We start from the raw sequence: 19896 nt of genomic DNA on the forward strand, positions 1-19896 counted from the left end.
GCTTTGCGCCTATATGCGGTTTACGCCGCGCCCAAGCTTGATTACAGCTATGCGGACGATTCAACGGAACCCGACCATCACATGGCCGACGACCACATCCGCTACGACATTCTGGCCCAGGAGGCCCTGCGCGGCGTCATGCGCAAGGTCCTGGCCGAAGTCGCGCGCACCGGCCTTCCCGGCAACCATCATTTCTTCATCACCTTCCTGACCGGCGCGCCGGGCGTGCGCATTTCCTCGCGGCTCCGCGAGCGCTATCCGGAGCAGATGACCATCGTCATCCAGTTCCAGTATTGGGACCTCAAGGTGACCGATACCGGTTTCGAGGTCGGACTTTCTTTCTCCGACGTGCCGGAAAAGCTCGAGATCCCCTTCTCGGCCGTGCGCGGCTTCTACGACCCGTCTGTCAATTTCGAGCTCGAATTCGACGTCAAGTCGGAGGGTGTTTCGGAAGACGCGCCCGCGCCCGCCCCCGAACCGATCGCCGTCGTGGCCGAAAAGAAGCCTGAGACCAAGAAAAAGGCCGTCGAAGCTGAGAAGAAGCCAGCGGTCGCCGACACCGGTGGCAAGGGCGCCGACGTGGTTTCGCTCGACGCCTTCCGCAAGAAGTAAAGCGGGCGGGTCGCGAAATGGGCGAGGTCGTCAATCTCCGCCAGGCCCGCAAGCAGAAAGCGCGCAGCGACAAGGAGCGCCTGGCCAGCGAGAACCGGGCACTGCACGGCCGCTCGAAAGCCGAGCGCGAACGTGACCGGCTGACCGCGGACAGGACTGAAAAATTCATTGCCGGCCATCGCCGCGAACACCCTGGCGACCCGGACGCATAGGACGAGGCAAAGTGGCCACGGTCGAAAAGCGTTCCGTGACGATCCGTGGTCACCGCACCAGCTTCTCCCTGGAGCAGCCCTTCTACGACGATCTCGTAGCCATCGCGACCGAGCGCTCGCTCTCGCTGGCTGCCCTTGTCGCCGAGATCGACGAGACGCGCCCCCGCGACGCTAACCTCTCATCCGCTCTGAGGCTCCACGTGCTGGCCTGGGCCAAGCGCGGCGCGAGCCGTCCTGACTAGAGCATGATGCCGAAAAGTGTGAGGCGCTTTTCGGGCGACTTCATGCTCTATATCTTTGATTTAGAGCCGGATTCAGATTTCAGCTCGAACAGACCTGAAATCATCCGGCTCTAGACCGGATCGTTGGCGCTTTGTCGCGCCTTCCGCCCATTGCCGAAGCTGAGCAGAGCCGAACGGTCGCGCTCCTCGGCCAGCTTCTTCGAGCGCACCCGCATCAAATCCTTCCAGCCGACATAGCCGACCAGCCGGGCGTCCTCCCGCGATACGACCGGCAGATGCGAGACATTGGCGAGCAGCAGCTTGTCGGAGAGCCCCTCCAGGTACTCGTCGGGATAGGCGAGCGTGACCTTGCCCCCGGCGAGCAGCTCTCCCAGCGTCGCCTTGCGGTGCACTCCGGCGCGGCGCCAGCGCAGGATCGCCGGCGGGTCGATGACGCCGAGCACATGCCCTTCGTCGTTGACCACGGGGAAGCTCGGATGCCGCGTGTCCGGTGCGGTCAGGAAGGCGGCCGCGCCATGCAGCGTCATCGCCGCCGGAACGCTCTCGACCTTGGTCGTCATCACCTCGCGCACCCTGGTCAGAGCGAAAGGGTCGACGCGGTATTCGCGGACGAGGTGGTGGCCGCGACGCGCCACCTTCTCGGTCAGGATCGAGCGCTTCATCAACAGCACGGTGACGGCATGCGCGGCGGCGCAGGCCGCGATCAGCGGCACCAGCATGTGTGTGTTGCCGGTAAGCTCGACCGCGAAGAAGGTCGCGGTAAGCGGCGCGCGCATCGTGCCGCCCATGGTCGCTGCCATTGCGAGCAGCGGCCAGAACCCCGGGGTCGCCTCCGGCAGGAGGCCCGAGAGCACGGCTCCCATCGCCCCGCCCATGATCAGCAGCGGGGCCAGCACGCCGCCCGAGGTTCCGGAACCAAGCGCGACCGACCAGATGACCGCCTTCACCACCAGGAGCATAAGCGCGGCGCCGGCGATGACCCGGCCATCCAGCATATTGGCGATGTTGTCGTACCCGACGCCCAGCGCCTGTGGTTCGATCAGGCCGCCGAGGCCAACCACCAGGCCGCCGATCATCGGCCACCACATCCAATGGATAGGCAGCTTCTGGAACGCGTCCTCGCAGGCATAGACCATCTGCGTGAGCAGACCTGAAAGAAGGCCGGCGGCGATGCCGACCAGCACCCAGCCGCCCAAGCCGGCAATCGAAGGCTCCATGCTGCCGGTGAACGGGAAGATCGGGCCGGGCAGATGCAGCAGGGTTCGCTCGACCTCTGCGACGATGGCCGCCACGGCAACCGGGATGAAGCTGCGCGGCGTCCATTCGAACAGCAGCAGTTCGACGGCGAGCATGATGGCCGCGATCGGCGTACCGAAGACGGTCGTCATGCCGGCAGCCGCGCCCGCCACCAGCAAGGTCTTGCGCTCATTGTCGCTGACCGGCAGCATCTGCGCGATCAGCGAGCCGATCGCGCCGCCGGTCATGATGATCGGACCCTCGGCGCCGAACGGCCCGCCCGAACCGATCGAGATCGCCGAAGACAGCGGCTTGAGCACCGCGACCTTGGCGTCCAACCGAGAGCGGCCGAGCAGGATGGCTTCGATCGCCTCTGGAATGCCGTGGCCGCGGATCTTCTCGCTGCCGAAGCGCGCCATCAATCCGATGATCAGGGCGCCGACCACCGGCACGATCACCGCGGCATAACCTAGGGGCGTGTCCTCCAGCTTCAGATCCGCCAGCGTGAACTGGCCGAAATAGGCGATGTTGGTGGCCAGCCGGATGAGCTTCAGAAGCACGATACCGGCAAACAGCCCGGCGGTTGCCACCACGACGGCAATGGCCGCGATGAACAACACCCGCGGATCGGTGGTGAAGTCGCGAAGGTGGCCGTTTCCGGCGTGAGCGGATTTCATGGAAGAGTCCTGGACTTTCTGGCGGCGCATCTGCCGTCCGGTTTTTCGGATGGCTTCATATCGTAACACGATATAAATCATCAAGACCGTTCTCGATGCCTGCCCCGCGTCATTTTGGATAGGGATCGCGACGGCTGTTGAGCTTTCGCCCGAAAGGACCATAAGTCGGAAGATGACGCCCTCGCACAAACCACGTCCCGCCATCAGCCAGGCCGACTATCAGCGCCTGTCGGAGTTCCGCTACCTGATCCGCCGCTTTCTCGAATTCAGCCAAGTCCAGGCGAATGAAGCCGGCCTGACGCCGCGCCAGCATCAGGCGCTGCTTGCCATCAAGGGTTTTCCGGGCGGCGGGCCGGTGGCGGTCGGCGATCTGGCGGAGCGGCTACGCATCCGCCATCACAGCGCCGTCGAACTCGTCAACCGGCTGGTCGAGGCTGGACTGGTCACGCGCGATCAGGACAAGGCCGACCACCGCCGCGTGCTGCTGCAACTCACTCCACTCGCCGACGACCACCTCGCCGAATTGTCGGCGGCGCATCTCGATGAGCTTTCGCGTATCGAGCCCACGCTGCGGCGTCTGCTGTTTCGCTCCGAGCTGTCCTGAACATCCGGCCGTGCGTCAGCCGCCGTCGAGCGACTTCAACAGATTGTCGATCGTGAATGGGTTGGCCTTGGGCTTGGGTGGCGGCGCATTGTCGTTGGCGGGCGGCAATGGCACGCGATCGATCTTCGGCTCGGCCGCCTTGCGCTCGGCCTCGAGCCTCGCCTGTTCCGCCTTCTTCCGATCCGCTTCGGCCTGCGCCTTGGCTGCTTCATCGGCCGCCTGCTGCTCCTTGGCCTTCGCGTCTGCGTCTGCCTTGGCGCGCGCGTCGGCATCGGCCTGAGCCTTGGCATCAGCCTCCGCCTTGGCCTTCGCTTCGGCTTCAGCCTGTGCTTCCGCGTCGGCTTTCGCTTTCGCCTCAGCCTCGGCCTTCTGCCGCGCCTCCTCTTCCTGCCGGCGTAGCTCCTCTGCCGCCTGGTCGCGCGCTGTCTGCAGCGCCGCATAGTAGCGCACCTCGCGCCGCAGCCGCTGCTTCTCGAGCAGCGCCGCCTGCATCGCCTCGACCCGTTGCTGCTCCTTCTCCAGCGCGCGCTGCGTCAGGAACTGCGCCAGGGGCTCGCTGTCGAAGCGAGGCGCGGCCGCACCCAACGGTCCGGCCAGCGTGAAGTTGACGGCCGGTTCTGAACCGACGAGCGCCTCGTCACCGGGATGATAGGTGATCGCGCCTTTGGCGGTCACCGTTTGGGCGCCAAGGTCGGCCGTGACATCGGCGGAAAGCGTCGCCGCCGGATTGTCGAGGCTGATCGGCGGCGCCCGCAGTGTGCCGTTTGCAACGGTGAAGGCGATATCTGCATCGCCGGCCTTGAAACTGCCCTCCCCGGCAAGCTGCGGCGCGAAATCCGCGGTCTTGGCCGCGTCGATATCGCGTCCGATGGCATCGGCCTTGGCGATGATGGCAGCAAAGGCATCGGGGTTGACGCCGGCTATGCTCAATTCCTTCAGCGCCGCGGTGCCCGAACCGGACAGCGCCGCAATCATCGCATCGACGGACTTGCCGCTGGTCGAGAGCGCGACTGAGACATCACCGGTGCCGCTGACGCCGGCCGCCGGCAGGAGTGCCGGCAGATCCCCGCCAGCCAGTTTCATCTGACCTGTAAACAGGCCGGTTCCGTCCGTGTTCTTGAGTTCGAAAAGCCCGGTCAGTTGCCCGCCGAACAGCTTGGCCTTGAGGTCCGCGACATGGATGCCTTCACGGTCGAGCTTCAGCGTCAGGGCCGCATCATGCGCCGTGGCGAACGGCCCGGCGGCAAGCGCCGCCGTGTTGAGATCGAGATCGGCGTTGAATGGCAGGGTCGACTTCTGGCTGAACGGAGCCGTGGGCCAGCCGCCGCCCTTGCCGGCAAGGAAGGACTGGTCGCCGAACAGCGAGACCGCCAGCGGATCGAGGTCCAGCTGGTCGAGCGCAAGCGCCCCTGCAATATGCGGCAGGCCGTCCTTGATATCGACATTGACGTCACCGGAGACGGCCGCCTTGTCGATGGCGCCGCTGAGGCTGCTCAGGACGAGCAATCCGTTGCCGAAATCGGCGTCGGCCGTCAGCGATGTCGGGGTGCCGGTTCCCATGCCGGGCAGGCCCACCCCGGTCGTCATCAACCATGGCTCGATATCGGCGGCCTCGAGGTTGACCTTGCCCTTCGCCGTGGCGCCTTGCGGCGTGCTGGCGACCGTTCCGTCAAAGCCAGCCTTGAACTCATCGGCCGTCAGATTGAAATTCGTCGCCAGACCGCCGCCCAATGTGCCCTTGGCCGAGACATCGGTGGTCGCCTCGCCCAGCATGCCGAGCGGCAGGGCGGGCAAGCCATAGAGCGCAAGCAGCGCCGCGGCATCCTTGTTCCTGGCATTGAAGGTGAGCGACACCGGCGCGTCGAGCAGCCGGTCCGCGCTCCCCCTGCCGGAGAGCGACGCGGAAAAGGCCGAGCCACCAGCCTTGCCTTGCGCGGAGAGCGCGAGCCCCGTGGTGCCGTCGCCATTGTCGGCGGCACTCGTCAGGAAATCGATGCGGGCATCCTGGAAGAGTTCCGGATAGGCCGCGACCCTGGCAGCCAGCCCCTTCAGCACCTCATTGCCGGGATAATGCTGCGCCGCCACGTCGATCAGCGGCTTGAGGTCCACCGCCACCACCGACGCGTCGAGCTTGCCGGTCGGGCTTTCCGGAAAATCCTTGATCCGGCCGGTGGCGCTGATCGATGCGCCGGCCAGTCCGCCGATCGACAGCCGGTCGATCTCAAGCAGGCCCTGGCGCAGCCGAAGTGCTGTGTCCACGGTGTCGGCGGTCAGCCCGCCGGCGCTGACAGGACCGGCCCTGATCTGGAAATCGAGGTCGCGGTCGGAGAAGCGATTGGCGCCCTTGTCGCTGACGAAGATCGAGGCGAAGGCGGCGAGCCCATCGACGTCGAGGTCACCGCCCTCAAGCCGCATCAGCACCGACGGCCTCGCGCCATCGGGCTGACTGGAATCGATGCTGCCCGAAAACTTCGCCTTACCCAGAATCAGCTCGAGGTCGCTGAAGGATTGGCGGTTGTCGCTAAGGTCGACCTTGGCTTTGAAGCCGGCAGCCGGCAGCCGGCGGATCGCCTCGTCGACATCCTTCGACAGCCACGCGGCGAAGCCCGAGGGCTGCCCGACGGCAAGCAGCAGCGAGCCCGTGAAGCCGAACCGGTCCTGGACGCGGAGCATGCCGTCCGCCTCGAGCGTCGCGCGGCCCGGCAGCGTCGCGGCGAGCGACTTGACCGACCAGCCGCCTTCCACCGGCTCGGCCGAAAGGCGCACGTCGCGAATTGTGGTGTCGCCGGCCACGACCGCCGGCAGCTTGACTTCCAGCGTGCCCGGTATCGTCGGCTTCGGCATGTGCAGCAGCGTCTGCTCGAACGCCGCGATGCGCTGGTCGAGCGTCAGCCCGCCTCCCGTGGCCCCGCCAACGGCCTCGTCGAACTGAACCTGTGCGCCGCTGGCCTCGACGGAGAAATGCGGCTTGACGCCGAGATCGACCGAAGCCTTGCCGTCGGCTGTATAGGGATTGTCGAGCGGCCCTGTTTCGAAGCGGAATTCATCGACGCCAAGCTTCTGGTGGTCGAGAGCGAACTTGCCGTTGAGCCGGAAGCCGGGATCGGGCTTGCCGGCGCTGACCTTCACCGGCTCGCCGTCGGTGCCGCGCAGTTCGACCGAATTCCGGTCGGCGCCATTGTTGTCGGAACCTGTAATCTTGAACTGGCCCGAATAGACCGCCGCGCCCTTGACGATACCGGCGTTGCCATCCGTCTCGACAACCAGCGGATAGGCATCCGGATCGGCCTTCAGCCGAAGCCGCATCTGGCCGTCCGCCTCAACCTTGCCGGTTGATGCGGAGACCGCCGTGCGCATGCCGTCGAAGCGCAGCGTGCCGTCCATCCGCCACGGACCGGCGAGCGACTTTGCCGAAATTGTCGAATTGATCTCCGAGATCACGTGGCTGCGCCCGCCCGCGGCATGGCGCAATTCGATCTGCCCTTCGGTGACGGTCAGCTTCTCGATCGCGATCTGGCCCGGATTGAAGGGTGTCGACGGCCGGATGGCCCAGTCGACCGTGCCATCCCCGGCGACGTCGATGGTGGCTTTGGGGTGCACGAGGCGCATGTCGAAGATCAGCACCTCGCCGCGCAGGAACGGTGCAAGCTCGGCGTCCATCGAGAACGTCTCGACCGTCATTGCGGGACGGCCGCTCGGACCACCGGCGACTTCGACATTCGAAAACGTCACCGACGGGAACGGCAAAAGGCGCGCGGTCGCATCGCCTTTCACCGTCACCTTGCGGCCGAGTATGGCGCTCGCCTCGCGCTCGAAATCGGCGCGATAGCCTGTCCAGTCGATGAAATACGGCACCACCAGCGCCGCGCACAGCACCAGCACGAACAGGCCACCGAAGATCACGAACAGGCGTGCGAGCATCTGCTCCCCGGGTTGAAAGTCAGCCGCACTCTACCCGCATCCGCGTGTCGATAAAGAGGCAATTCGGTTGTGTTGGCGCCTAATCCCGCGTTGCATCGGCTGTTGCATGACGGCGCGCGGTCGCGATATCTTCTTGAAAGATATTTCTGCCCTCAAGCGGTCATGTCCTTGGCCGCATCCCTCTGAACCGATTGTGGAACGCGGAGCATGCCGATGTCAGGCAAGAACTGGGACAGGGTGCCGATCGATGCGCAGAGCGTCGACGCTCCGCTCTCCTCGTCGGCAATCTTCCTAGTCGTCACGGTGGGCGCCGACAAGGCCGCCCTTTCCAAGGTGGCCTCGGTGCTCGGCGCGCTTGACGATCTCGTCAAGAATGTCGGCTTTCGCGACCTTTCCGGCCGCCTGTCCTGCATTGCCGGGATCGGCTCCGATCTCTGGAACCGGCTGTCGCCGAACCGCCGGCCGGGCGAACTGAAGCCGTTTGCGCCGATCAAGGGACCGGTCCATTCGGCGCCGTCCACGTCGGGCGATCTGCTGTTTCACATCCGCGCCGAACGCCCCGACATGTGCTTCGAGCTGGAGCGCATCCTGCTGGACGGCCTGGGCGACAGCGTGACCGTCGTCGACGAGGTTTCTGGTTTTCGCTACTTCGACGCGCGCGACCTGCTTGGCTTCGTCGACGGCACCGCCAACCCTACCGGCCTCGACCTCCCCGCCTCGGCCCTTGTCGGCGACGAGGATGCCGAGTTCACCGGCGGCAGCTATGTCGTCGTCCAGAAATACCTGCACGACATGGCCGCGTGGGGGAAAACGCCGACGCATGTCCAGGAAGAGATCATCGGCCGCACCAAGATCGACAACATCGAGATCGATGACGACGACAAGCCGCGCAAATCGCACAAGTCGCTCAACACCATCCAGGACGACGCCGGCAACGAATACGATATCCTGCGCGACAATATGCCGTTCGGCCGGCCCGGACAGAACGAGTTCGGCACCTATTTCATCGGTTACACGCGCTATCTCTGGGTGATCGAGAAAATGCTGCAGCGCATGTATGTCGGCGAGCCGCCGGGCGCCTACGACCGGCTGCTCGATTTCTCGACGCCGCATACCGGTGTCACCTTCTTCGCGCCGACCCGCCCGACGCTGCAGAAGCTTGTCGCGGACGCGGCGGACTAGGGCATCGAAGCCAAGGCGTTGCCCGCGTCAGGAGTTCAGCGGGCGTCGCGCTTTGCCTGCGCCACCTTGCCGGCCTTGCGCTGGCGGCCAAGCTCCATCGGCCGGACCAGGTTCTGCGCCCTCTTGTTCGCGAGCGCCCGCATGCCCTTGTGCGCGGTGCGCGAATTGAAGGCCGGGCCATCCGCCGACGCGCCCTCCTTCATCTCCAATGCCTTGCGAGCGTTCTCGATCAACGAAAGACTGGCCGCCAGTTGCTTGCGCCGCTCGGCCTCGCCGTTCAACCGGCGCATCGCCATGGACAGCACGGCGAGCTTCGTCTGCGACCCGGCGTCGGCCTTGGACGGGGTCGCCCCTTTCGGCGCGCCCTTGCCGCGGATTTCCCGGCGGCGCCGATGCGCTTCGGTCTGCGCCTTGTCGCGCCGCTCCCGCAGCAGCTTGACCAGGCCGGCAAGGTCGATGTCGGAAAGTTCCTGCACGGCGGGATGGTGTGACTTCTGCACCAGATCATGTTCGTCGGCGCTCAGCGCCCGCGCCTCTTCCCTGCGTGAAATCGCCATGGCAATGCTCCTCCTCTTTAACGCTTGCGCGTCATGCCAAGGCTCATCCCAAAATCATGACCGGTCAAGTAGGCCGCTCCACCGCAGGTTGAGCGGATTCGTCAATCGGCCGCCGGCAAGATCTTGCCGGGGTTCATGATGTTCAGCGGGTCGAGCGCCTGCTTGATCGTACGCATGATGTCGACGCCGTGGCCGAGTTCGTGGCGCAGGAAACCTACCTTGCCCTGGCCGATGCCGTGCTCTCCGGTGCACGTTCCTTCCATGGCGATGGCGCGCATGTTCAGCCTGGAAACGAACTTCTCCGCAAGCGCGATCTCCTGAGGGTTGTCGACATCCATCAGCACCAGCACATGGAAATTGCCGTCGCCGGCATGACCGACGATCGGCGCGATCAGCCCCATTTCGGCGATGTCGGCCTCGGTTTCGGCGACGCATTCGGCAAGCCGCGAGATCGGCACGCAGACATCGGTCGACAGCCCCTTGGCGCCCGGCCGCAGCGTCAACGACGACCAGTAGGCATCATGCCGGGCCTTCCAGAGTTTCGTCCGTTCCTCGGCGACGCTGGTCCACAGGAACGGTCCCCCGCCCTGCTCTTCGGCAATCATGCCGAACGTCTCTGCCTGTTCGGCGACGCCCGCGTCGCTGCCATGGAATTCGACGAACAGGCATGGGCCTTCGGGATAGTCGAGCTTCGAATAATTCTTCATCGCCCGCATCTGCAACGCGTTGACCAGCTCGATGCGCGCCACCGGAATGCCCATCTGGATCGTCGCGATCACAGCGTTGCAGGCGGCCTCCAGGCTGGGAAACGGGCAGACGCCGCCGGAGATCGCCTGGGGAATGCCCTGCAGCCTGAGCGTTAGCGACGTGATGATGCCGAGCGTGCCTTCCGAGCCCACCAGCAGCCGGGTCAGGTCGTAGCCGGCCGAGCTCTTCTTCGCCCGCTTGCCGGTCGTCACCGTCTCGCCGTCGGCCATGACGGCCGTCAGCGACAGCACGTTCTCGCGCATCGTGCCGTAGCGCACCGCGTTGGTGCCCGAGGCGCGCGTCGCCGCCATGCCGCCAAGCGAAGCATTGGCGCCTGGATCGATCGGGAAGAACAGGCCTGTATCGCGCAAATGCCGGTTGAGGTCCTCGCGCGTCACGCCCGGCTCGACCGTGCAGTCGAGGTCCTGCGGATTGACGGCGAGGATCCGGTTCATCCGCGACGTGTCGATCGAGATGCCGCCGCCCGGCGCATTGGTGTGGCCCTCGAGCGACGAGCCGACGCCGAAGGCGATCACCGGCACACGGTGAGCCGCGCAGGCGCGCACGATCTCCTGCACTTCGGCCGTCGTCTCGGCGAAGACGACGCCGTCCGGCGCCTGCGTCGGGATATAGGTCGTGGTATGCGCATGCTGGCCTCGGATCGCCGCGCCGGTCTGCAAGCGCTCGCCGAACCGCTGCTTCAGGATACCGAGCACCGCTGCGATGCCCTCCTCGTTGCGCTCGACGGTGTTGAGGTCGCTCAGAGCCATGAATTCCTCCGCGAATGGACCAGCGGCCGCCCTTGCCATGCAGCTATGGATGATGCCTAAAGCAACTCCAGGAAAAGTGTGAAGCGGTTTTCCGTCCGGAATTGCGCCAGAACAAAGAACTCCACCAGCCACACCCTGTCCAGCGACATCGAGGAAAACCAGATGACGATCCCCGCACCGATCATTCACGGCCCAATGGCGATCGAGAAGGAGTGGATCGACTATAACGGCCATCTCAACATGGCCTATTACAACGTGCTGTTCGACCGCGGCTCGGACGAGGCGTTCGAATTGATGGGCATGGGCCCGAGCTACGCCAAAGACCGCCGCCTCACCATCTACACGGCCGAGGTCCACGTTTGTTACGTGCAGGAGCTTCACCTCGACCACAAAGTGAACGTGTCGTTCCAGCTCATCGACCACGACGAGAAGCGCCTGCGCGCCTATCAGGAAATCCGCCATGTCGATGGCTGGCTCGCCGCCACGTCGGAGCAGCTTGCACTGCATGTCGACATGACCGGACCGAAGGTCGCGCCTTTCCCGGCCGACGTCATGGCCAAGGTGGAAGCCATGCGCGCCGCCCACGCGGCTCTGCCGATGCCGGAGCGCGCCGGCCGCTCGATCGGCATCAAACGCAGGAGCGCTTGAAGCCTCCGGACGCCCGCGTTAACCTTACCGAGGTTTTAACGTGAACAAGCCGATCGAGTCGTTGAACGACTCAGTGGCGCGTTCGAAAACCGCCGCACCGGGTTTTCGCGGAGCGGCCGGCGGGATGCGGTACGAGGACAGTGCATGAAAACCGACATCAAGGTCGAAGTGGATCGGTTGGCGGCCGATCCACGCATCACCGACTATGATTTCTGGCGATCGCTGAAGAACGTCAACAACGAGATCTTCCACATCGCCAACAACAATGAGCCGATCCCTTTCGACATGATCCGCTGGCGCGCCATCCTGAAGCAGGCGCGCATGAAGCGCGGCCATATCTGAGCCTTTTTCGCCCTTTTTCGCACTTCCAGGAAGAACTTGAAGCGTTTTCCTGTAAGCCCTAACGCCCTTTCAGAATGCCAAGCGGCGAGCGCGGCTCGACGGGCGACGACTGGGTGATGGCGGTGTTCGTCATCGCATAGGGGATGATCCGGTCGATCACCCGCTCGAGTTCGGCCACCGAGCCGACATGCGCCAGCGCGATGAAGCAGTCCTCGCCGGTCACCCGGTCGCATTGCGCGATTTCCGGCAGCTCGCGGATGATCTCCGCCACGATCGAAAGCTGCCCCGGCACCGGCCTGATCCTAAGCCACGCCGACAGTTTCAAGCCGAGCGCCGCCGGATTGATCCTGACCGTATAGGCCTCGATCACGCCGTTCTCCTGCAGCTTGCGGATGCGCTCAGCCACGCTCGGCGCTGACAGTCCGACGGCGCGCGCCAGTTCGGCCGTGCTGGTACGGGCATCCTTCTCCAGGAGCCTCAGGATCTTCAGGTCCGCGGCGTCGAGCTCCGCATTTTCATCTCGGAGGCGTTTCAAGATAAATACCTTTCTTTGGAAATAAATCAGTCAGATTGGCCATCGATAGTCCATATAAGGCGCAAAGTCTGCCTGCGATAATGAGCGCATGAACTCTGAAGCGCAAGTTCCAGCCGCCGATCGAGCCGCCAGCGAAGCCACCGCCGCCCGCTCCACTCTCGCCGGGGTGGCCAACGCTATTCCGCCGCATGCCTGGTTTTGCGTCAGCGCGGTGTTCCACTATCTCGGGCCGGCCTTCGCCGTGCTGCTTTTCGCGCAGGTGGGAGTGCTCGGCATGGCCTGGCTGCGCATCGCCACCGCCGCGCTGATCTTTGCCCCGCTCACCCGGCCCTGGCGGGTTCTGGCTCGCGCCGACCGGTCCACGCGCCTTTTGCTTCTTGCATTCGGGACCTGCCTCGCGGTGATGAACTGCTCCTTCTATCTGGCGCTCGACCGCCTGCCGATCTCGCTGGTCGCGGCAATCGAATTTGTCGGCACCATCGGCGTCGCGCTGGTCGGCCTGAGGAGCCGGCGCAATGTCGCCGCACTCGTCATTGCCGTCGCCGGCACGCTGCTGCTCATCGATGTCAAATGGTCGAGCGATCCGGCTGGCCTGTTCTGGGCTTTCTTGAATGGCGCGCTCTTTGTCGGCTACATCGTGCTTGGTCACCGCGTCGCCCGAACCGGCATCGGCATCGCCGGCCTGGGCACGGCCATGGCGATCGCGTTTCTCGTCGTGCTGCCCATCGGCTTCAGCGAAGCGATGCCCGCCTTCTCGGCGCCGCGGCTGCTGGCCGCCGCCATCGGAGTCGGCGTGTGCTCTTCCGTCATCCCTTACATCTGCGACCAGCTTGCCATGGCGCGGCTGCCGCGCGCGAGCTTCGCGCTGATGCTGTCGCTGCTGCCGCTGACCGCGACGCTGATCGGTATCGTCGTGCTACGCCAGGTGCCGGGCCTAACCGATTGCCTCGGCATCGCGCTGGTGATCGCCGGCGTGGCATCGCATAAGCCAGCGTCCACCTAGAATACGAAAACTAATAAGGGTCAACACCTTACAAGAAAGAGCAATAAGTTCCGTCACATTTTGAGCTGCGACAACAAAACTCAAGATTGAACCAACTCCGACTTTGCGCCGTTGTGGCGGCAATCACGGCTTGGAGTTGGACCATGGACAGCAAACGTACGAGAGAACCACCTGACGCCTGGCACATGACCGACGATCTTCATGTCGAGCATGGCAAGGGCGACCCTTTCGCGGCGGCGATTCGCGCCACACGCATGTCGATGCTGATCACCGACCCGCGCAAACCGGACAATCCGATCGTCTTCGTCAACGACTCGTTCCTGCGCCTGACCGGATATGGGCGGGAAGAAGTCATGGGCAAAAACTGCCGCTTTCTCCAGGGGCATGGCACTGACCCTGCCACCGTGGCTGAAGTTCGCGCAGCGGTCGCCGAGGGCAATGATGTCAGCATCGACATTCTGAACTACCGCAAGGACGGCTCCAGCTTCTGGAATGCGCTCTACATCAGTCCTGTCTACAACGACAAAGGTGATCTTTTGTTTTTCTTCGCATCGCAACTCGATGTTTCCGATCGCAAGCTTTCCGAACAGCAGATTGCAGCGGACAAGGAACGCGTCGAGCAGGCCGTCAAGGAACGTACCGGCGAGTTGCAGGCAGCCCTCGAGACGCAGACGGCCTTGCTGCACGAGGTGGATCATCGGGTGAAGAACAACCTGCAGATGATCTCGTCGCTGATCCTGATGCAAAGCAGGACGATCCAGGACGAGGGCGTGAAGCAGTCGTTGACTACCATGCTGGAGCGCATCGAGGCGCTGAGCACCATGCATCGCAGGCTTTACCAGTCGCAGGACGTCAGCAAATTCGATGTCTCGGATTTCGCCAGGGATCTCGTTTCCGACTTGCTGGCGGCATCGGGCCGGCCGCAGATCACGTCGAAACTCGAACTGGAACCGATCGTCGTCCCCGCGGAGAAGGCAACTCCGGTGGCGCTGATCGTCAATGAACTCGTCACCAACGCGCTCAAGCACGCCTTCAAGGACAATGCCGGCAGCATCGGCATCAAGATGACCCAACCGGATGGACATCTGATCCTGGAGGTTTCTGATGACGGCGTCGGCATCGACGGCAAAGCCACCGACGGAACTTTCGGCATGCGTTTGATCCGCCAGCTTGGCAGGCAGCTTCGCGCTGAAGTCGAGTGGCGAAGCGCCAGTCCCGGCACGCGTGTGATCGTCACAATGCCTAACGAAACAAAGCAAAAGAAGGACACGCCATGATCGAGCCGCTGAAAGTGCTGATCGTCGAGGACGAAGCTTTGCTGGCAATGGAGTTGGAGAGCCTGATAGAAGACGCGGGCCATCATGTCGTCGGCTGGGCAATGTCGTCCGACGAGGCGAAAAACCTGGTCGACACCAGCCAGGCAGACATCGCCTTTGTCGACGTGCACCTCGCGGATGGGCCAACTGGCGTGGACGTCGCGGAGCATGTTCGTCGGTCGGATCGACCGATGGTCGTCTTCATGACAGCCAATCCAAAGCGCATCCCCGACAACTTCGCCGGTGCGATTGGTGTCATCTCCAAGCCTTACACGATGAACGGTCTGATGTCGGCGCTTCGCTATCTCCAGGAAGGCGTTCGGCGCCCCCCGCCAGCCTCGGCACTGCCCGCTGGCTTCGCACTATCACCGGCATTTGCTAGCGCGTGGGCGCCTTCGGTGGCGTGAAGCCTACCCAAGCTTCTGCTTGAGGAACGCTATCGTCCGTCCCCAGGCCAGATCGGCTGCCTTCTTGTCGTAGCGCGCGGCCGAGGTGTCGTTGTTGAAGGCATGGTTGGCGCCGTCATAGACATCGATCGTGTACTCGACATGCGCGGCGTCGAGCGCCTTCTTGAACGCATCGATACCGGCATTGGTCCTGCTGTCGAGGCCGGCATAATGCAGGAGCAGCGCCGCCTTGATCTTCGGCACGTCCTCGGCCTTCGGCTGCATGCCGTAATAGGCAACGGCGGCGCTGAGCTCGGGCGAATTGACCGCCAGCATGTTCACCGTGCCGCCGCCCCAGCAGAACCCGACCGCGCCTACCTTGCCGTTGCCGTCCTTGTCGCCCTTGAGGTAGGCGACGGAGGCAACAGCGTTGGCGGCGACTTGCTTGGGATCGAGTGTCGCGAACAGTTCACGCACCTTGTCCTCATTGTCCGGGGTGCCGCCGAGCGGCGACATGAAATCGGGCGCCAGCGCAACGAAACCCTCCAGCGCCACGCGCCGCGTGACATCTCGGATATGCGGGCTGAGCCCTCTGTTTTCGTGAACCACGATGACGGTACCGAGCCTGCCCGATTGGTTCGCCGGCTTGACCAGGTAGCCCTTCATTTCACCGCCGCTGCCTGGATAGGTAATGTCCTCGCCCTTAACGCGCGGATCGTCCTCGGCGACGATCGCCGCCTGCGCCGGGTTCGCGGCCAGCATGGGCGCGATTGCCGCGGCTGCGGCTCCAGATCCGGCGAGCCTGGTCAATTGCTCCATGAAGCGGCGGCGGTCGAGCGTCAGATGCGTGTATTCGTCATAAGCGTCGATCATCGCCTGGGTGATGACGGGCTTGGTTTCGGTCATGGCTTTCCTCGACGTTGTCCGGACAGGATCGACGCGCAAGATAGGGTCGAAGCCCACAGGGTCCAGTCACGGAGCGGTGACGATTTGGTGCGCCAGGAAGGCGTCCTCCGCAACAGAATGGGTAGATGGCATGGCCATCACGATTTGGTCATTTCCGAAAGCCTTGATGATGCTGTCACATTAGGAAGGGAAGCTGCCAACATGGCTTAGCCATACCCAGATGACGCAGAGGAAAATGTCATGAACGTCCAGGACATCGTGAACACCGTCTCGCAACAGGCAGGGCTCGATCAACCCACCACTGAAAAGGTCGTCGGCACCATATTTTCCGTGCTTCAGCACGAAGCGGAAGGCACCAGCGTTTCGTCATTCTTCGCCCAGATCCCCGGCGCCGATGCGCTGGCCCAGCAGTATGACGTGATGGCTTCCGGCGCCGCGGCCAGTTCGGGTGGCGGCTTGCTATCGTCATTGCAGGGCGCGCTCGGCAGTGTGCTCGGTGAAAAGGCCGGCGCCCTGGTCAATGGCGTCGCCGCGCTCAAGGCCTCCGGCCTCGACATGGCGCAGATCCAGCAGGCCGGGGAGGTTCTGATCAAGCAGGCTCAAACTGCCGCCGGCCCCGACCTCACCAATCAGGTGCTCGGCCAGGTGCCCGGCCTGAAGAGCCATCTCGGCCTCTGAGGCTTTTCGGCCTGGAATTGCCAAAATCTGAAGTTGGAGCGGCCGGCCATCCATCGAACTGAGCCGCTCCGATCGCTGGTTTGACAGAAGCAAAAATATCGATATTTGGCATATTGCCGCAACATTTGTACACATTCCGGAAACCACGCCCGGAGCTGCCGGACGTCTGTTAATTGCAATTAACCATCCATTAGAAGTTGTACCCGATTGTAGCAGTTGAACTATTGGTATCCGCATTGGGGGCGGCTGCCCTATCATCTTCGTCAAACCCTCGCCCGGATACGGCATGTCGGTCGTTTGCCATAGCGTACGCCAGGCGACTGTTCGACGAGGGGAAGAAGCGGCGGCACCCCGAGATCGAAGAAAGCACCCCGCCCAATGATGCGCGTCATCTCCTGCGTGACAGTTGAGCACAATCTCTGGCTCGTGCTGGTCGCGGCGCTGGTCTGTGCCGCCGGGTCCTGGGCAACGATCAGGCTTTTCCTCCGCGCTCATGAAGCAACCGGCCTGCAGCAGATCGGCTGGCATTTCCTGACCGCTGTCTGCGCCGGATCGTCAATCTGGTGCACCCATTTCGTCGCCATGCTCGCCTATGAGCCAGGCGCCCCGATCGCCTTCGACCCGGTGCTGACGATTGCCTCGCTGTTCATCGCCATCGCCGGCACCGCCGCCGGCTTCATCGCCGCGACGGCGCATGCGCCGCGCCTTGCGCCCATCGTCGGAGGCGCCATCGTCGGCCTGGCGATTTCCGGCATGCACTACACCGGCATGGCTGCCTACCGCGTCGACGGCATCGTCGAATGGAACACCACCTATCTGGTCGCTTCCGTCGTCCTGTCGGTGGTCTTTGCCTGCGCCGCGCTGAGCGTCGCATTGAACGACCGGATAGCCGGCCGCAAATATCTGGGCGCGGCGATCCTGGTCGTCGCCATCGTCAGCCTGCACTTCACTGCCATGGCGGCGCTGCAGGTGACGCCGATGGTAACGCGCGGCGACTACACTGACCCGGCCGCCCTGCAGGCCATGGCGCTCGGTATCGCGCTTGCCGGCCTGATCGTGATCGGCACCGGCCTTGCCAGCTACCTGATCGATGATCGCTCACGCATGGAAGCCTTCGAGCGCCTGCATCACCTCGCGATGAATGACACCCTCACCGGTCTGCCGAACCGGACGAATTTCAACGAACATCTCGATCGCGAAATCACGCGCGCGAAAGAACTCGGCTGCCAGTTGGCGGTCATCGGCATCGACCTCGACCGCTTCAAGGAAATCAACGACATTTGGGGGCATAGCGCCGGCGACGAGGCACTAAAAGCGTTGGCCTCCAGGATGAGCGCGCTTCTCCAGGACGGAGAATTCATCGCGAGGCTGGGCGGCGACGAGTTCGCCGGCGTCAAGCGCATGAAGGGACAGTCGGACATTCTCGACTTCGTCTCGCGTCTGGAGACGGCGCTGTTCACGCCGATCAAGATCGCGGATGTCGAGACGACGACCGGCGCCAGCCTCGGCGTCGCCATCTATCCGAACGACGCTCAGAACCGTGAGACGATGGTCAACAACGCCGACCTGGCGATGTATCGCGCCAAAGCCAATGTGGCCCGCAGGGTCTGCTTCTACGAACAGGCCATGGACGAGGCCGTCCGCGCCAACCGTACCTTGGCCAACGACCTGCGCGACGCCGTCGAGAACGCTCAGCTCGACCTGCATTATCAGGTCCAGACTTCGGTCTCGACCGGCGACATCCGTGGCTACGAGGCGCTGCTGCGCTGGAAACACCCGACGCGCGGCAACATTTCCCCGGCTGAGTTCATCCCGCTCGCCGAGGAGAACGGCCTCATCCTGCCGCTCGGCGAATGGGTGCTGCGCACCGCCTGCGCCAAAGCCGCTTCATGGGATCGTCCCTATAAGATCGCGGTCAATCTTTCCCCCGTTCAGTTCGCCCATGCCGACCTGCCGAAACTCGTCCACGAAATTCTGCTCGTAACCGGCCTCAAGCCCAGCCGGCTCGAGTTGGAGATAACCGAATCCACCATCATTGCCGACAAGAACAGGACCTTGAACATCCTGCGGCGGATCAAGGCGCTGGGCGTCACCATCGCCATCGACGATTTCGGCACCGGCTATTCCTCGTTGGAGACGCTGCGGGCCTTCCCCTTCGACAAGATCAAGCTCGACCGCTCCTTCATGTCGGAGGTCGAGACCAGTCCGCAGGCGAAAGCCATCATCCGCGCCGTGCTGGCGCTCGGCCAGAGCCTCGCCATTCCGGTGCTCGCCGAAGGCGTCGAGACTCACAGCCAGCTGTCGATCCTGCGCGCCGAGGGCTGCAACGAGGCGCAAGGCTTCCTCCTCGGCCGTCCTGCCCCCTTCGGCGAGATCTTCGCGCTCAGCCAGCGCGAGGACGTTGCCGGCGCTGAGGACTATCGGCAGATCCGGCAGGCCGTCGCTTAGCTTCCGCCGCCGGCCCCCCGCATGCCGGGCGACGCCCGGCAGTGCAAAAATGGAACAAAACGTAGACGCTTCTGGCCTTTCGCTCCCGAATCACTACATTCGGGGGCAATGTCGGGCTTTTCCGAAGACATGCCTTTTTTCGATGAACCGAACGCGCGGCCCGCGGCCCCGTCCGGCATTGCCGCACGCGCCATGGCGGCCCGCAACGGCCAGAACAGCGCGCCTGACTATCTCAAGGGGCTGAACCCCGAGCAGCGGCTGGCGGTCGAAACCACGGAAGGCCCGGTTCTGGTGCTGGCCGGCGCCGGCACCGGCAAGACGCGCGTACTGACCACGCGCATTGCCCACATCCTCGCCACCGGCAGGGCTTTTCCATCGCAGATCCTCGCCGTCACCTTCACCAACAAGGCCGCGCGCGAGATGAAGCAGCGCATCGGCCATCTGATCGGCGAAGGCAATGTCGAGGGCATGCCCTGGCTCGGCACCTTCCACTCGATCGGCGTCAAGCTGCTTCGCAGGCACGCCGAGCTTGCCGGGTTGAAATCCGATTTCACCATTCTCGACACCGACGACGTGGTGCGGCTGATCAAGCAGCTGATCCAGGCCGAAGGCCTCGACGACAAGCGCTGGCCGGCCAAGACCTTCGCTCAGATGGTCGACAACTGGAAGAACAAGGGCCTCGGTCCCGACGAGATCGCGGAAGGCGACGCGCGCAGCTTCGCCAACGGCAAGGGTCGGCAGCTCTACAAGGCCTACCAGGAGCGGCTGCAGACGCTGAACGCCTGCGATTTCGGCGATCTGCTTTACCACCCGATCCGTATCTTCCGCGCCTATCCGGACGTGCTGAAGGAATACCACCGCAAGTTCAAATACA

19 protein-coding genes are annotated in these 19896 nt (G+C 63.8%); 13 read left to right on the plus strand and 6 right to left on the minus strand.

All coding sequences use genetic code 11. From position 1 onward, the window contains the following. Positions 1 to 81: 81 nt before the first annotated feature. Genes Q0L57_RS21440 through Q0L57_RS21450 form a run of 3 tightly spaced genes read left to right on the plus strand, consistent with a single transcriptional unit; the run spans position 82 to position 1066 of the window. Complete coding sequence (locus Q0L57_RS21440; RefSeq protein WP_296745058.1) at positions 82 to 612, plus strand: SspB family protein; 531 nt, start codon at positions 82 to 84, stop codon at positions 610 to 612. Between the two features lie 17 nt (positions 613 to 629). Continuing rightward, positions 630 to 824, plus strand: a complete 195-nt coding sequence (locus Q0L57_RS21445; RefSeq protein ID WP_296745042.1) for a DUF4169 family protein — start codon at positions 630 to 632, stop codon at positions 822 to 824. 11 nt (positions 825 to 835) lie between these two features. Next, a complete protein-coding gene (locus Q0L57_RS21450; RefSeq protein WP_296745043.1) occupies positions 836 to 1066 on the plus strand; it encodes a ribbon-helix-helix domain-containing protein in 231 nt (76 codons plus the stop codon). Positions 1067 to 1176: 110 nt separating this feature from the next. Here the strand turns inward: Q0L57_RS21450 and Q0L57_RS21455 are convergent, their stop codons facing one another. Further along, positions 1177 to 2979 (minus strand): chloride channel protein, encoded by a 1803-nt coding sequence (locus Q0L57_RS21455; RefSeq protein WP_296745044.1) that lies wholly within the window; start codon positions 2977 to 2979, stop codon positions 1177 to 1179. 172 nt (positions 2980 to 3151) lie between these two features. Here Q0L57_RS21455 and Q0L57_RS21460 point away from each other — a divergent pair, with 172 nt between their 5' ends. After that, positions 3152 to 3583 (plus strand): helix-turn-helix domain-containing protein, encoded by a 432-nt coding sequence (locus Q0L57_RS21460; RefSeq protein ID WP_296745045.1) that lies wholly within the window; start codon positions 3152 to 3154, stop codon positions 3581 to 3583. 15 nt (positions 3584 to 3598) lie between these two features. On the opposite strand, the gene Q0L57_RS21465 is transcribed toward Q0L57_RS21460, so the two are convergent. Next, entirely contained in the window at positions 3599 to 7504 is a 3906-nt protein-coding gene (locus tag Q0L57_RS21465) for an AsmA-like C-terminal region-containing protein (RefSeq protein ID WP_296745046.1), read from the minus strand. A gap of 213 nt (positions 7505 to 7717) precedes the next feature. Here Q0L57_RS21465 and Q0L57_RS21470 point away from each other — a divergent pair, with 213 nt between their 5' ends. After that, the gene (locus tag Q0L57_RS21470; RefSeq protein ID WP_296745047.1) at positions 7718 to 8686 is read left to right on the plus strand and encodes a Dyp-type peroxidase; all 969 of its coding nucleotides are present in this window, start codon (positions 7718 to 7720) and stop codon (positions 8684 to 8686) included. A 35-nt stretch (positions 8687 to 8721) separates the two neighbouring features. On the opposite strand, the gene Q0L57_RS21475 is transcribed toward Q0L57_RS21470, so the two are convergent. Together Q0L57_RS21475 and Q0L57_RS21480 are read right to left on the minus strand one after the other, a co-directional pair. Continuing rightward, positions 8722 to 9243 (minus strand): hypothetical protein, encoded by a 522-nt coding sequence (locus tag Q0L57_RS21475; RefSeq protein WP_296745048.1) that lies wholly within the window; start codon positions 9241 to 9243, stop codon positions 8722 to 8724. Positions 9244 to 9344: 101 nt separating this feature from the next. Further along, positions 9345 to 10760: an FAD-linked oxidase C-terminal domain-containing protein gene (locus Q0L57_RS21480; RefSeq protein ID WP_296745049.1), complete on the minus strand. Its 1416-nt coding sequence runs from the start codon at positions 10758 to 10760 to the stop codon at positions 9345 to 9347. Positions 10761 to 10922: 162 nt separating this feature from the next. On the opposite strand from Q0L57_RS21480, the gene Q0L57_RS21485 reads away from it, so the two are divergent. Together Q0L57_RS21485 and Q0L57_RS21490 are read left to right on the plus strand one after the other, a co-directional pair. Further along, positions 10923 to 11408 carry a thioesterase family protein gene (locus tag Q0L57_RS21485; RefSeq protein ID WP_296745050.1) on the plus strand — a complete coding sequence of 162 codons (486 nt, stop codon included), beginning with the start codon at positions 10923 to 10925 and terminating at the stop codon, positions 11406 to 11408. Between the two features lie 144 nt (positions 11409 to 11552). Beyond that, complete coding sequence (locus Q0L57_RS21490) at positions 11553 to 11750, plus strand: hypothetical protein (protein ID WP_192180881.1); 198 nt, start codon at positions 11553 to 11555, stop codon at positions 11748 to 11750. A 58-nt stretch (positions 11751 to 11808) separates the two neighbouring features. Here Q0L57_RS21490 and Q0L57_RS21495 read toward each other — a convergent pair whose 3' ends face one another. Continuing rightward, on the minus strand, positions 11809 to 12285 hold the full coding sequence (locus Q0L57_RS21495) for an Lrp/AsnC family transcriptional regulator (protein WP_296745051.1): 477 nt from the start codon (positions 12283 to 12285) through the stop codon (positions 11809 to 11811). 88 nt (positions 12286 to 12373) lie between these two features. Here Q0L57_RS21495 and Q0L57_RS21500 point away from each other — a divergent pair, with 88 nt between their 5' ends. The 3 genes from Q0L57_RS21500 to Q0L57_RS21510 all read left to right on the plus strand — a co-directional run bounded on the left by Q0L57_RS21500 (position 12374) and on the right by Q0L57_RS21510 (position 15011). Next, on the plus strand, positions 12374 to 13288 hold the full coding sequence (locus tag Q0L57_RS21500) for a DMT family transporter (protein ID WP_296745052.1): 915 nt from the start codon (positions 12374 to 12376) through the stop codon (positions 13286 to 13288). Between the two features lie 143 nt (positions 13289 to 13431). Then, positions 13432 to 14565, plus strand: coding sequence for a histidine kinase dimerization/phosphoacceptor domain -containing protein (locus Q0L57_RS21505; RefSeq protein WP_296745053.1), 1134 nt, complete (start codon positions 13432 to 13434; stop codon positions 14563 to 14565). Next, positions 14562 to 15011 carry a response regulator gene (locus Q0L57_RS21510; protein ID WP_296745054.1) on the plus strand — a complete coding sequence of 150 codons (450 nt, stop codon included), beginning with the start codon at positions 14562 to 14564 and terminating at the stop codon, positions 15009 to 15011. The genes Q0L57_RS21505 and Q0L57_RS21510 overlap by 4 nt, the downstream gene beginning before the upstream one ends. Before the next feature lie 3 nt (positions 15012 to 15014). On the opposite strand, the gene Q0L57_RS21515 is transcribed toward Q0L57_RS21510, so the two are convergent. Continuing rightward, on the minus strand, positions 15015 to 15896 hold the full coding sequence (locus tag Q0L57_RS21515; protein WP_296745055.1) for a dienelactone hydrolase family protein: 882 nt from the start codon (positions 15894 to 15896) through the stop codon (positions 15015 to 15017). Between the two features lie 240 nt (positions 15897 to 16136). Here Q0L57_RS21515 and Q0L57_RS21520 point away from each other — a divergent pair, with 240 nt between their 5' ends. The 3 genes from Q0L57_RS21520 to Q0L57_RS21530 form a co-directional block, all read left to right on the plus strand. Continuing rightward, positions 16137 to 16574 (plus strand): hypothetical protein, encoded by a 438-nt coding sequence (locus tag Q0L57_RS21520; RefSeq protein WP_296745056.1) that lies wholly within the window; start codon positions 16137 to 16139, stop codon positions 16572 to 16574. A gap of 381 nt (positions 16575 to 16955) precedes the next feature. Continuing rightward, positions 16956 to 19022 carry a bifunctional diguanylate cyclase/phosphodiesterase gene (locus Q0L57_RS21525; RefSeq protein ID WP_296745059.1) on the plus strand — a complete coding sequence of 689 codons (2067 nt, stop codon included), beginning with the start codon at positions 16956 to 16958 and terminating at the stop codon, positions 19020 to 19022. Positions 19023 to 19130: 108 nt separating this feature from the next. Continuing rightward, positions 19131 to 19896 (plus strand): ATP-dependent helicase (locus Q0L57_RS21530; protein WP_296745057.1); only part of this gene is annotated, 766 nt, incomplete at its 3' end.

Origin of the sequence: Mesorhizobium sp. (assembly GCF_024509055.1) — a bacterium.
In the GTDB taxonomy this organism is placed as follows: Bacteria; Pseudomonadota; Alphaproteobacteria; order Rhizobiales; family Rhizobiaceae; genus Mesorhizobium.

What these genes read in the sequence shown, in the direction of transcription:
- Q0L57_RS21445 (WP_296745042.1), top strand. Translation starts at nt 630, where the DNA reads ATGGGCGAGGTCGTCAATCTCCGCCAGGCCCGCAAGCAGAAAGCGCGC.
- Q0L57_RS21460 (WP_296745045.1), top strand. Translation starts at nt 3,152, where the DNA reads ATGACGCCCTCGCACAAACCACGTCCCGCCATCAGCCAGGCCGACTAT.
- Q0L57_RS21515 (WP_296745055.1), bottom strand. Translation starts at nt 15,896, where the DNA reads ATGACCGAAACCAAGCCCGTCATCACCCAGGCGATGATCGACGCTTAT.
- Q0L57_RS21510 (WP_296745054.1), top strand. Translation starts at nt 14,562, where the DNA reads ATGATCGAGCCGCTGAAAGTGCTGATCGTCGAGGACGAAGCTTTGCTG.
- Q0L57_RS21485 (WP_296745050.1), top strand. Translation starts at nt 10,923, where the DNA reads ATGACGATCCCCGCACCGATCATTCACGGCCCAATGGCGATCGAGAAG.
- Q0L57_RS21470 (WP_296745047.1), top strand. Translation starts at nt 7,718, where the DNA reads ATGTCAGGCAAGAACTGGGACAGGGTGCCGATCGATGCGCAGAGCGTC.
- Q0L57_RS21465 (WP_296745046.1), bottom strand. Translation starts at nt 7,504, where the DNA reads ATGCTCGCACGCCTGTTCGTGATCTTCGGTGGCCTGTTCGTGCTGGTG.
- Q0L57_RS21440 (WP_296745058.1), top strand. Translation starts at nt 82, where the DNA reads ATGGCCGACGACCACATCCGCTACGACATTCTGGCCCAGGAGGCCCTG.
- Q0L57_RS21505 (WP_296745053.1), top strand. Translation starts at nt 13,432, where the DNA reads ATGGACAGCAAACGTACGAGAGAACCACCTGACGCCTGGCACATGACC.
- Q0L57_RS21480 (WP_296745049.1), bottom strand. Translation starts at nt 10,760, where the DNA reads ATGGCTCTGAGCGACCTCAACACCGTCGAGCGCAACGAGGAGGGCATC.
- Q0L57_RS21455 (WP_296745044.1), bottom strand. Translation starts at nt 2,979, where the DNA reads ATGAAATCCGCTCACGCCGGAAACGGCCACCTTCGCGACTTCACCACC.
- Q0L57_RS21520 (WP_296745056.1), top strand. Translation starts at nt 16,137, where the DNA reads ATGAACGTCCAGGACATCGTGAACACCGTCTCGCAACAGGCAGGGCTC.
- Q0L57_RS21500 (WP_296745052.1), top strand. Translation starts at nt 12,374, where the DNA reads ATGAACTCTGAAGCGCAAGTTCCAGCCGCCGATCGAGCCGCCAGCGAA.
- Q0L57_RS21490 (WP_192180881.1), top strand. Translation starts at nt 11,553, where the DNA reads ATGAAAACCGACATCAAGGTCGAAGTGGATCGGTTGGCGGCCGATCCA.
- Q0L57_RS21475 (WP_296745048.1), bottom strand. Translation starts at nt 9,243, where the DNA reads ATGGCGATTTCACGCAGGGAAGAGGCGCGGGCGCTGAGCGCCGACGAA.
- Q0L57_RS21525 (WP_296745059.1), top strand. Translation starts at nt 16,956, where the DNA reads ATGCGCGTCATCTCCTGCGTGACAGTTGAGCACAATCTCTGGCTCGTG.